The 12,842-nt window shown below is 56.9% G+C and carries 7 protein-coding genes; all 7 read right to left on the reverse strand.

All coding sequences use genetic code 11. The features are described 5' to 3' along the window. Positions 1 to 20 precede the first annotated feature (20 nt). Complete coding sequence (locus AC1DIS_RS10150; protein WP_477780855.1) at positions 21 to 3,464, reverse strand: dermonecrotic toxin domain-containing protein; 3,444 nt, start codon at positions 3,462 to 3,464, stop codon at positions 21 to 23. 163 nt (positions 3,465 to 3,627) lie between these two features. Then, the gene (locus tag AC1DIS_RS10155) at positions 3,628 to 6,180 is read right to left on the reverse strand and encodes a LuxR C-terminal-related transcriptional regulator (protein ID WP_477743248.1); all 2,553 of its coding nucleotides are present in this window, start codon (positions 6,178 to 6,180) and stop codon (positions 3,628 to 3,630) included. 140 nt (positions 6,181 to 6,320) lie between these two features. Continuing rightward, positions 6,321 to 7,688 (reverse strand): DUF1329 domain-containing protein, encoded by a 1,368-nt coding sequence (locus tag AC1DIS_RS10160; RefSeq protein WP_064620247.1) that lies wholly within the window; start codon positions 7,686 to 7,688, stop codon positions 6,321 to 6,323. A gap of 23 nt (positions 7,689 to 7,711) precedes the next feature. After that, the gene (locus AC1DIS_RS10165) at positions 7,712 to 9,505 is read right to left on the reverse strand and encodes a DUF1302 domain-containing protein (protein ID WP_026286500.1); all 1,794 of its coding nucleotides are present in this window, start codon (positions 9,503 to 9,505) and stop codon (positions 7,712 to 7,714) included. A gap of 586 nt (positions 9,506 to 10,091) precedes the next feature. Continuing rightward, a complete protein-coding gene (locus AC1DIS_RS10170; RefSeq protein WP_018927168.1) occupies positions 10,092 to 11,003 on the reverse strand; it encodes an SDR family oxidoreductase in 912 nt (303 codons plus the stop codon). A gap of 109 nt (positions 11,004 to 11,112) precedes the next feature. Then, positions 11,113 to 12,015, reverse strand: coding sequence for an alpha/beta fold hydrolase (locus AC1DIS_RS10175; RefSeq protein ID WP_018927169.1), 903 nt, complete (start codon positions 12,013 to 12,015; stop codon positions 11,113 to 11,115). Then, positions 12,016 to 12,798 carry a class II aldolase/adducin family protein gene (locus AC1DIS_RS10180; RefSeq protein ID WP_018927170.1) on the reverse strand — a complete coding sequence of 261 codons (783 nt, stop codon included), beginning with the start codon at positions 12,796 to 12,798 and terminating at the stop codon, positions 12,016 to 12,018. Between the last annotated feature and the right edge of the window lie 44 nt (positions 12,799 to 12,842).

Genomic DNA, 12,842 nt, shown 5'->3' on the forward strand with positions numbered 1-12,842 from the left:
TAATCCACTCTTCTCCCTGCTCAGCGAACAGAGGTTGTTACCGAACCGGTTGTATTCGCGAGAGACCGACCCGCCACATAGGTCAGATAATTTACGCCGACCTCAACACCGGTAACGGTTGAAACGATTCCGGCAAAATCGTTGATTCTGGAAAGGAGACTCAGGCCGGCATTTGCACCGCCAATGCCCGCAACGGTACCCACATAGAGAGAAATCAACCCGACCCATGCAGCTGAAAAATGCCCGTTTGCCTGTTTTTCATACCCGTTGTGGTGAGCGATTACCCCTAGCACAATTGATCGCGTTGCCTTCAATAACGTGGCTGCGACCCCCACCGGTGGAATGAAAAGCGAAACAATGTCCACCGCAAATTCGGCAACAATTAGCGTGTCGCGCCAGAATGCTTCGGAAAGACTGGTCGTCTGGTCATCCGTCTCGGCGATGAAAAGCTCGATCATCGGCGCGTAGTCATCCGATAAGCGGATAGGCCGTCCGGGTGTTAGCGTGAAATCATGGTATCMCTTCAGAACCTCGAACAAATAAGCGCGCACAACCTCTTGATCTCTACTTCGGACACTTTTAACAATATCCCATCGCGCGTGCATCTTCAGTTCCGCGGCATAAGATTCCAGTGAAACAAAGTTCTTGCCATCGTAAGCCGCTGGCAGATAAATAATCTTTTCAGTTGTGCCTTTGCGAGCAAAGACGTACCCACCTTCAACGCGCTTGCCGTTGACGACAAACCTGTAGACTTCGCCATTGGCAGTATTTGCAGTAATGTGCAACTCTTCGAGCACCGCATTCAGCCAGGTATATTGCTCCCCGCTCAAATTGCCTTGCATTCTCTGAGTCAGAGCATCGAACTGGAGTTTGTTTTGCTTGAGCTTGCCATACACCTCAGGTCTTGTTGACAGATCTCCGACCCCGGGATTGAGGAAAGTGCGCTTCAAATAATCGATGTATTGATCCCCTGGCAACACTCCAATCAAGTCGTTGATCACTGTTGCACTCAGCCTTCCCACCGAGGTGCCGTCTCTTGACCTGAACGTAGCCGTTCTCAATTGATCACGAACATTGACCAGACTTTTGACCACCGTGTCAAACCACGCAAGAGCCTTTACAAAAGAACTGGTGTCGCTGCGCCAGATTTCCCAATTAATAAACAGTTGAGTCAGGGTCATTGGCTGATGACCTGCAATTGTGATCTCAACCTGGTCCGGATCGATTTCCGGGTGTGGCCCCGAGCGACGTAAATAGTCATTAACTCGCTTTTTCACCAATTCCCGAGCAAACACCTGAAACGGCTGTACATTCACCTTATCTTTCGCCAGTTCATAAATGGCGCTTTGTTCAGTAGTCAGTCGAGCCAGGCATTGCCGTTCAGACAGCTTCGCTTGCCTGAACCAACCAGGCGTAACAAATTCGACCTCGTACTGCGCCCATGCCAGTAACTGCCTGACACTGTCTTCGAAGCGTCTTTGGGGAAGAGACAGCCATGTAACGGTATTGATTCTTGACCCTTGACCAGCTATGGCCGCTGCTCCAGATTTATCTATTTCGTCAACCAGCTTGCTGCGATCCTTCAAATGGCATTGATCGATCAAGTAATCCTTACCGCCCGGAACAAGCACCCATTTCGCAACGTGCTCCTTGAGCAACCAAACATTATCGAACTCAAACCAGTCTTTACCTCCCGGCGCGCCTGGCGCATATAACACACAAGGAACAAGCGCACCATTGCTTTTAGACGTATAAACGGTGAGTTCCTTGAATGCCTGATAATCATCACGAAAAGAAAGACCATGAGTGGTCAATGATGTATCGCCGAGATTGCAACGTTTCACCATATCCAGACTTTGCACCTTCAAATGACCTTGCAGCCCGGCGGCGAATACCGACAAGGCCGTCACTCTTGCCAGGTTTTCATGGATAGCGTCTTGTACTTCTGGCTCTTTATAGGCAGCGTTCCGCAGCGCTGCGTACTTCATCCGCACATCGAGCGTTTCGATGGCCGACTCGATGAATGAAGGGGTCAAATCCAGCGCATGTTCGCCGTTGATCTTGAGCTGATAGCGGGCGGCTTTATCATGCAAACCGTACATAAAAAGTTCGGTTAACGTTTTCGTTTCTTGATGCCTGATTTCCTTCACGCCCATACGGAAATTGTAGTTCAAGGTCACGAGGACAAAATCAGGATCGACATGCAGTGCAGCACGCCGAAAAATAAAGTCTTGAACACTGTTTCGTGTATAGGCTTTCAGCGACGCGACATGACCCACTCGTTGATGCAGATCTACTTCACTTTGAAGCAGGGTGCGCTCCAGATCGACATAAATCTTCTGGTCCCTTTCGCTACTGCGCTTCAACCATTCAGGCCACACATTTTTACTGATCAACTTGATCAGCGCGGCGGTGCGATGTTTCGCATTTTCAAGCAGCTCCTTCAAGGGCAGGAGGGCGTTAACTTCTCGGATCACATTCTCCTTGTCCGTGCGCGAGCCACTCAACCCCTTGAGTTGACGACTGATGTCAGCACGTTGCTTTGCCAACAGCGCGTCTGTGCCAACACCGAATACATCCGTATCAATTCGTGGATAACGAATCTCTGGATCAGCCTCGACCTTCTGCGCGTCTTCAACTGCCAAGTCCTTCAGCAATTCGCCACGACTCGCTGGCGTACTCAGGCGTTTCCGGACTTCTTGATGCAGCGCTGCCGACGTAGCGAACTTTTCCACCCCTGCGTTCGCCGTATATAAAATCATGGCACTGTCCGCCGCAGGAACAATCGCCCCTGACGACTGACCATCCAGACGCATGACAAAAGCCGAAGCCAATGTTTTGAAGACGCCATCGTGCAGTTGGACAGCAACGCCATAAAATGCGCTGGGAACCAGAGGACCGGTCAACGCGAAAATCTTTTTTTCGTCTTCCGGTGTGACACCGCCCTCTTGCGTTACGCTATTCAATTCCTGCCAGAAGAGTTTGACTGCATAACTTCGCAGAAGGCCTTTACGCATCACGTTGTTGCCCATATTACGTGCCCAGTACTGATCCAGCGCCACGACAAACTTTGCAGGCAACGTCCGCAGCAATTCGGCGATAAATTGACTCACTGTCCCAATATCCAGATCAGCGTGTCGGGCGCTTTCGTCCGTATCGTTCAGCCAATCGTACACACCATATTGGTCTGGATTATAATTCGGTGCACTTCCGCGCAGCAGACACTCCATCAGTACATTATTCAGTGAGCCTGTCGGCTCTTGGGCAGTCGCAGCACCGCGATAATTGATAAACACCCTGGAAACATAGAGTTCCGGCACCAACCGCCACATGTCCTCCGCCAGACAATCTTGTAGCAAAGACGCAAATGACGGGATGAGGCTCAATTGCTCGGACAATTGTTCAACGGCCTCGTTTACGCCGATAAATTTATTTGAAACYGATTCGAGTTTATTACCTTCCATAAATACATAATCCTGATTTAGTCAATTGAAAGCGGCGCACTTTGCACACACCAACTTTCAGCGRAACTAAATCAAAAAAAACCAACATCACAGTCGAATTTCTTTTCGACTTATGTTGCAGCGACAACAATGTCGTGCCACAAACAGCCAATCAATTGTTACATCACGCCAACAACCCAAGCAATCGTGCTTGGGCAACTGCGTGAGTTCTGCGCTCAACGCCCAACTTACCGTGAATGCGTCGAGCATGCGTTTTGACCGTATGTAACGAGATGAATAATTGCTCGGCAATCTGTTGATTCGAATTACCCAACGCAATCAACTTTAGTACTTCGACCTCGCGCTGACTAAGCGGATTATTACCTCCTGTATATGCCACGCCTTCAATGTTCGGCTCCGTCATTCCCAGTGCCGACAGCAGGTCAGGCTGGCGTAATTGAAGTTCGCGCAGCGCCTGCCGCAAACCACATCGCTCCACCAGATTTAATCCACTGCGTAAAAACTCGTTGGCACTGACCAGGTCACTATTCAACCAGGCGACTTCGGCCCTGGCGAACAACAGTTCCACCTCCAGCGTCAACTGAGTGGAGCGCTTCGACTGATCAAGCAGGCGAGCGAGGATGTTCAATGGGGCCTCGCTCCGGTGCAAATAGACTTGGGCCAACACCAGCAGGTACTCAATCCGGGCAATCAGCAGCAAAGTTGCCGGAGGTGCTTGCCGCGCCTGGCCCAGATAGTGGCGCAAGACGCGACTCAGCGCCTCACAGGCGAGTTCTGGCCGGCCCTGCTGCAGCCAGAAATGGCTGCTGACTTGCAGCAGTACGCCACGATAAACGGTGTCAGGACTCTGCCGCTGCTGCATCAACCGTTCAGCATCGCGCAGATGAGCAAATGCCAAGTCATAGTCACGTTGATTGGCCGCCAATTGCGCAAGCCCCAGAAAACCGTACAGCACCCGCTTGTCGTGATTGCGCAGGCAGGTCCGCAAGCCACTTTCAAACAACTCGCTCGCCTGTGCATCGCGTCCCAGGGACAGATTCAAACGGCCACGCTGCAACGCCAGTCGTCCGAGCAAAGGTTCGGCATCGCGTTGCTGCCTGGTGAACATGGCGTGAACATTGGCAAGCAAGTCCTCGGCACGTTGGAGAGCACCACGCTGCTCCAGCAATTGCGCATGGTCCAGTTCCAGCAGTCCTTCGAAAACCAGTGAACCTTGCGCACGCGCCAGGCACAACGCTTCACGATTCATTGCCTGGGCGACTTCCAGCTCCCCACGCAGCAATGCTTGCTGGGTCAGCCCCGACAAGCACATCACACGTACAGTCCAGAGTTCGGGACCAAGGTCCTTCAGCGCATCGAGAAAATGCGCACGCGAGCCCTCCATCCGCCCCTGCAAATGCAACAGCCAACCCTGCTGGGCCTGCCACCGTGCGATCAGCTGCCGTTGCAGAATCGCCGACGGCTGCGGGACGAATCGCGACAACTGCTCGATACAGGCTCCGGCTTGCTCAAACCGCCCCGCAAACAGCGATGCCGCCGTGATCAGCCCGATCAGTTGCGGCGAGCCGAGCATCAGCTCCTCGCCTTGTTGCTCATGCAGACGCAACAACAGCACCACTGTCTGCTCCTCGAACAGATGCTCGAAACTGAAGTGCTGCAACAGGCTGACCGCCACTTCGTATTCCTCGGCGAGCAATGCCTGTTCGAAGGCTGATTTCCAGTCCTGCTCGGCGCAGAACCACTGGCAGGCCCGCCGATGCCAGGAGCGTCCGGCCGGCCATTGCTCATCGCGCAGCAATTGGGTGAACGGGGTGAAAACCTGCAGCCAGTCGGTGGAGTCGCGCCAGGGTTCGATAAAACAACCCAGTGCTTGCAAGGTCCTCAGGTACTGCGCGCCCTCCCCGGCCCCAAACAGGTGATCGCACAGTCGGGCATTGAAGCGTGGCAAGTGGGCCAGCACGCGCCAGGCCTCGCTCAACTCAGGCGTCAGCGAGCTGAACAACTCGTGCTCCAGATAATCGAGCAAAGTGTCCGCCCGTCCCTGGGGAGTGTCCTGACGCGACCAGTCGCACTTCTGCAACAGTGCGATCCGCACACCGGCACACCAGCCGCCGGTGCGCTGGATGACCCGACTGGCCACCTTGTTGGCCTGATCCGGCACCCAGGGACGCAACAGCTGCTCCACTTCACCTGAAGTAAAAGCCAGCAAAGCGCTCTCGCACTCGTACAATTCATCATCAAGCAACAGCCGTGGCCAGTTGCATTGCGGCCGGCGGCGAGTGCCGAGCCACCAGGTCAGCATCGGGCTGCCGATCGCCAACATGCGATCCAGCAACGAGTCCAGCTCCGGGTTCGGCAGACGGCAGTAGTCATCGAGGAACAGCCAGGTCGGCGTCTGCAATCGCGCCAGATTGCTCAGCAATTCGGTTTCACCCGACGAGGCCAACCCCAGCGCCTCAGCCAGACGATGACGAAAATCGGCCGCGCTCGACACCACGCCAGACAAGGGCAGCCAATGCACCCGGCACCGGGATGGCGCCCGCAACAGGCACTCGGCGAGCAGCGCACTCTTGCCGCTGCCGGCGGGGGCGCAAAGTAATTTCACCCGGGCCGTGGAGGTCAGTAGCGGCTCGGTCAAGCGAGCCCGCGACAAGTGATGAGAGGACAGGCGGGGCAGGAATCCAGAACGGTCCAGACACGGGGTCATGGCGGTCATTGCAGCGTGCCTTTTTATAATTGTCCGACAACCCTAACCCTCTCCAACCCGCTTGTTGAGAGGTATTCAGCGCGCTGATTGGCGCCCATAAAAAAGGCGACCCACCGGTCGCCTTTTGTGATGCCAATGTATCAAAACCCTTACCGAACGCCCTCGGCGCGCAGAGCCGACGGTGTGTAGTCGGCAGCCTTGGCGTCAAAGCCAAATATGAAACTGTGCTTCTCTTCGTTCTTCATTCCCAGGGCAATGTATCGGCCAGCGATGATGTCGTAGAGCGCCTCGAGGGTGTAGGCCGGAGTCTGGTGATCGTAGTAGTACTGGGCGTGACCTTCGGCCACTCGCCACAGTTGGCCGCGACCGTCGTAGTGGTCCACCAGCGCCACTTGCCAGCTGTCTTCGTCGAGGTACATGTGGCGTTTGGCGTAGATGTGCCGCTCACTCGGCTTGACCGTGCCGACCACTTCCCAGACCCGGTGCAACTCGTAGCGGGTCAGGTCCTGGTTGATGTGCCCGGCTTTCACCACGTCATCGTACTTGAGGCTCGGCGAATCGAGTTTGTAGCTGTTGTAGGGAATGTACATTTCCTTTTTGCCGATCAGTTTCCAGTCGTAGCGATCTGGCGCACCGGAGAACATATCGAAGTTATCCGAAGTCCGCAGGCCGTCAGCGGCGGTGCCTGGTCCGTCGTAGGCCACTTGCGGTGCACGGCGCACTCGACGTTGACCGGCGTTGTAGATCCACGCCAGTCGCGGCTCTTTCACCTGGTCGAGGGTTTCATGCACCAGCAATACGTTACCCGCCAGCCGCGCCGGCGCGGTTACCGACTGTTTGAAGAAGGTCAGCACATTGGCGGCTTTGTCCGGGTCCAGGTCCTTCATCAGTTGCGGTACGGCGATCTCTTCCTCGAAGCGAATCGGCGTGTAGCTGCCGTTGGTCTGCGGGGTCACCTGGGTGATGATCCGTCGCAGATTACCGCCGTGGTAACGGGTGATGTGGTTCCACAGCACTTCGACGCCATTCTTCGGAATCGGGAACGCGTAATAGCGATTGCCGGTGAAATTGGCCAGGCCGTTACCGTCGTTGATGCTGGTTACGTTCAGCGCGCTGCGCTTGGCCGACTCGTAGATTTCCGGCGGCACGGCCACGGTGCGATGGGTTGGGTAGACCGGAATCTTGTAGGTTTCCGGGTAGCGCTTGAACATCGCCACCTGACCGTCCGAAAGCTTGTCCTTGTACTTGTCGACCGTTGCAGCGGTGATGGTGAACAGCGGCTTTTCACTGGCGAACGGGTCAGCCAGGAAGCCTTTGCTGTCGACCGCGCCAGCGTTTTTCGGGATGCCACCGGTCCAGGCCGGGATCGAGCCATCGGCGTTGCCGGCCTTCTCGGCGCCCAGCGGCGTGAGGGTGGTGCCGAGCTTATTGGCCTCTTCCGGCGAGACCGCAGCCATCACGTTGACGGCCAACAGACTCAGTGCCAGAGCGCCGCATTGCAGAATCATCTTGCGCATTAACATCATCCTTCTCAGCCAGATCAGAAGTTCACGCCGAAGCTCAGCGCCAGGAAGTCGCGGTCGGTCAGGGTGTTGTAATTCCCGCCGAAAAAGTCGGTGTAACTCAAGCTTGCGGTATAGGTGTTGCGGTAGTCGGCATCGACACCGACGCTGATCGCCTTGGCGCCTTCGTTGAACAGCCCGTTGGGGCCGTAGCCGGCGACGTCATGGGACCAGGACAGGTTGGGTTTGAGGTTGATCCCGCCAATCACGTTGGCGTAATCGAGGATCGCCCGGGCGCGATAGCCCCAGGAGGTCGAGGTGACGAAGCCGTCGGTATCGCCACCGAAACCGTACTGGCCGTAGACCGAATCACGGCCGTAACGCAGCTTGCTCCGCGGCTCCAGACCACCGACATGGACCATCGCCGCTTCACCGACCAGGGTCAGCCGTTGGGCGCCCAGCACTTGATCGAAGAAGTGCGTCAGGGTGCTTTGCACCTGGGTCACTTCCTTGCGGCGGTAACCGGTATTGTCGGCGCCAGGCCGGGTCGCAACAGGCGATGCCGCGCCGCCGGCGATCGGGTTGAGCAACGCCAGGGTCAGGTCGTTGGTGTTGACCTGAACCGGAGCGTTAGGCCGGTAGCTGATTTCGCCGGTCCAGGCAGTGCCGGTGGGCAACGTGGTGGAAAAACTCGCACCGTACAGGCGAATGTCTTCCGGGTATTCGAGGTAGTACTGGCCGCGCCCGAGCATTACGCTTTGCGCCAGGCCCGAACCGCTGCCCGGGGCCAGACGGTTGGCAGTGCTGACCATACCCGGCAGGCTGGCCAATGTGGACAGCCCGGCGGTGGTGGTGCCGACGGTCGGTGTGCGACTGTGGTAGTTCATGAAGTAGAGGCCGTATTCGGTGTCGTCACCGAGCCAGCGCAAAGCCGCGCCCCACTGCCCCGAATCCCGTGCATCGCGGTCACCGCCACGGGGCACGATCACGCCCTCACGGGTGACCTGGATAGGTTGGCCAAAGGCTGCCGCCAGTGGTGCAAGCGGTGCAATCGCCGGGCTGCCGACGGTGTAGTTGTTGTTGCAACCGTCCGCCACCACGTCGTTACCGAAGAAGGTGCCGCAGTTGTCTACGACGGTCTGGTCCCACTCCAGTTGGTAGAAACCTTCCACCGTGAGTTGATCGGTCAAGCCCTGGGAAGCGAACAACATGTTGACCGGAATCAGGCCTTCCTTGATCTCAGCGCCGGGACGCCGGAACGCCGAAACGTCGACCGGGTTGATGCTGTTGATCGAGTTACCGATGAAGGTGCTTTCACCCCAGCTGACCACCTGTTTACCGGCACGCACGGTGCCCGGCAGATCGGCGATGGAATAGTTGTGATAAACGAAGGCATCGAGAAGCTCCGCCCCGGAAGACTTGGCGCCTTCCTTGCGACCGCTGTCGCTGATCTGCTTGAACTCGCGGTCTTCGTCTTTGAGCTCGAAGTCGTACCAGTACTTGCCACGGACGAACACGCCCGTGTCGCCGTACTTCAATTCGAGGTCGTGGATGCCCTTGAAGATCTTGGAGAAGGTTTCGCCTTTCTTGAAGTTCAGGCGTCCGTCATCACCGGTCGAAGACTGGCCTGTCCCGCCATTGACGGTACCCACCAGCGACTTGTCGGCATCGCGCATGCCCCAGCTCGCGCCGACGGACAACGAGGAATCGAACTGCCCCTCGATTTCGCCGATGTTGAATGAAACAGCCTGCGCCTGGGCACAGCAGCCCAAGGCCACCGCAGCGGCCAGCGCTTGCGGTTTGAAGATGGCGCGCATTGTTGTTTTTGTCATGCGTCTTCCCCGGTGAGTGACAGAAGACCCCACCCTACTGCCGCTCGCCGGGAGCGATAAGCGCACCAAGGAGGTATTCGCGATGTACCTCCAAAGGATGAAGGCCCGCATGGGGCGGGGTTTTGCGCGGGGTATGGATGGGCTGGATGGAGGGTTATCAGTGCAGTGCATGGGACATGGTTGAAGTTGGATGTGTAACAGCTGGCGCAGCTAGCGGCAGCTGTTACAAAAGGTCAGCCGAAGACTGTTGCCAAGACTGTAACAGTGCATGTCAGAAATCGCTATTTTTCCTTTGTGATCAATACCTTATTCTTGCCTGGCTTTCACGGAAAACGGCCCGAAAGCACAAAGAACGGGGATGATAGACCACCCCGTTGGCGACAGAATCCAGATGATTTGAAGCATATTTTTTCGACTCATCGCCCTGTGTTCACTGACGTTGATTTGTAGCTCCTGGATCCACGTCTTACTTTGGCCGCTGCGTTTGCAGCGGCCTTTTTTATGGGCGAAAGGTTTTCAGGCAGGGAGTAGTCGGGAGGAGATGACGGGGCTCAGGCAAGCCCCGCCAGATGTCGCGCAATCAGCGTCAGAGGGAATACTTCTGCAAGTTCTCCATCATTTCCTTCAGCGCCTCAATGTTGTCCTTCGGATGCGCCGCGCCTTCGAAATCGCAGATCTGCTGCCAATGCGCCGCCACATCCTCCGGCGAGAAACCGACCCGCGGATCGAACCCGGCGCCCAGGCTGCGCTCCCAGCGCACCTTGCCCATCCAGCCGCCACCGACCTCGAACAGCCCCGACGTTTCCTGGCATTGCTCGCTGCCCAGGTACACCACCAATGGGCTGACCAGTTCCGGTTTGAGTTGCTCGAATACTTGCGGCGGGATCAGGCCTTCGGTCATGCGGGTGCCACCCGTGGGGGCGATGGCATTGACCAGGATATTGTTCTTGCGGCCCTCGATAGCCAGTGTGCGGGTCAGGCCGTAGAGGCCGAGTTTGGCCATGCCATAGTTTGACTGCCCGAAGTTGCCATAGATGCCCGAGGTCGACGCGGTGAAGATCACGCGGCCATAGTTTTGCTCACGCATGTGTGGCCAGGCGGCGCGAGTGACCTTGTAGGCGCCTTCGACGTGAACGCGGTAAACCAGGTCCCAATCGCTGTCGTCCATTTTGTGAAAGGTCTTGTCGCGCAGGATGCCGGCGTTGTTCACCACGACATCGATACGACCGAACGTATCAAGGGCATGCTGGACGATTTTGTCTCCGTCGGTGACAGAGTCATGATTAGCCTCGGCGATGCCACCCGCTTCACGAATTTCCGCCACCACCCGATCGGCCGCCGATGCATTGGCGCCTTCACCCTGAGCCGAGCCGCCGAGATCATTGACCAGCACTCTGGCACCCTGTTTGGCGAACAGCAATGCATGCGCTCGCCCCAAGCCGCCGCCTGCACCGGTGACAATCACGACTTTATCTTCGAAGCGCACAGACTCATTCATGGGGAACTCCAGCAGGCCAGGGACTATTAGTTTGAGTGTCGGGCACGGGGCTGCCGGTCACAATGAACACGGGGGCGGCTGAATGGTGCGCGATAAGGCAGCGGGATAGTCAGGAACACGCCAACTTGAGCGGCGGTGAAATCAACTGATCGCGAAATTCCAGATAGTGCTTGAGCACCTGCGCCGGCGCTTCGATCTGTGGGTAATGGCCGATCTCGGACAGCAGGACAGTGTCCGGGGTGGGAATCAGTTGCCGATAGCGCGCCACCATGTGCGCACCGGAAACCGGATCGACCTCACCATCGATAACGCGCAGCGGCACCTCGCCGCGCTGCATGGCGCTGACCCAACGCTCACGCTGGACCCGCCGCTGCGGGATATAACCGATCAATTTATGCATGATCCGCTGCCCGTGATTGCTATCGACCAGGCTCCAGAAATCATCCAGCTCACTTTCGGTGGGCCGGGTCTGCGGACCGAAAATCTGCTTGAAACTCTTCACCAGAGCGTCACGGGTAAAAGCTAGCCCGATCATCCAGCCCAAGGGGCTTAGCAGGAGTTTTTGCATCAACACCGGGCGATGGGTTTCGGGAAACAACCCGCCATTGAGGAACACGCAACTGGCGATATGAGCGCGTGCTTCGTAGTGCCGGGCCAAGAGCTCCTGGGCCACGCTGTCGCCATAATCGTGTGCCAACACGTGAACGGGTTGCTCGACGTTCAAGTGCGCCAATAACGCTTGTTGCAGATCGGCCTGCTCCAGCAGGCTGTAGTTGTGGTTCACCGGTTTGGCCGAATCGCCGAAGCCAAGCATGTCGCAGGCAATCACCCGATAGCGCTGCGCCAGCGGCTGCCACAGGTAATGCCAGTCCCAACTGGCGGTCGGGAAGCCATGGATCAACAACAGCGGCTCGCCCTGCCCCGCCGCCCAATAGCGGATGGTCTGACCGCGGAAGACGAACGTCTGGCCGCGCTTACGCCAGACACACAGAGGAATTTCGGCGAGTGCCATTTAGAGTTTATAACCCGGGTCTTGTTTATCGAGTTTGCGCAGCAGCGCCGGCCAGGCCAGCGCGCCACCCATCCCTTGAGCACTTTTGGTGACGCCGGCGATCATCGCCTTGGCGCCCGCCAGAATCTGCGGTTCGATGGCGATCAGCTCTGCGCCACCGTTCTGCGCCAGCACCTGAATCTCGCAGGCGCGCTGAAAGGTAAACATCATCAGGAACGTGTCGGCGATGGTGCCGCCACAGGTCAGCAGACCGTGGTTGTGCAGCATCAGAAAGTTGTTTTCACCCAGGTCGGCTTGCAGCCGCGCCTTCTCTTCATGGTTCAGTGCCACGCCTTCGTAGGCGTGATAAGCCAGGCTGGACAGCACGAACAATGACTGCTGACTGATCGGCAAAATGCCCTGTTTCTGCGCCGATACCGCCACCCCCGCCGCCGTGTGGGTATGCAGCACACACACGACGTCATGCCGGACTTCATGCACCGCGCTGTGGATGGTGTAACCCGCCGGGTTGATCTCGTAGGGGCTGTCCATCAATTTGTTGCCGGCCTGATCGACCTTGACCAGGCTCGACGCGGTGATTTCATGGAACATCATCCCGAACGGGTTGATCAGGAAGTCTTCAGTGCCTGGCACCTTGGCTGAAATGTGCGTGAAGATCAGATCGTCCCAGCCGTGGAGGGCGACCAGACGATAACAGGCCGCCAGGTCGACGCGGGTCTGCCACTCGGCGGCACTGACTTTATCCTGGAGACTGTGTGGCGACTGGATGGGGGTTACGCTCACGGCAAGGATCTCTTTTTATTGTTCTGGGTTCTTAATGTTCACTG

The sequence above is a fragment of the Pseudomonas sp. 05N433 genome (assembly GCF_056396925.1).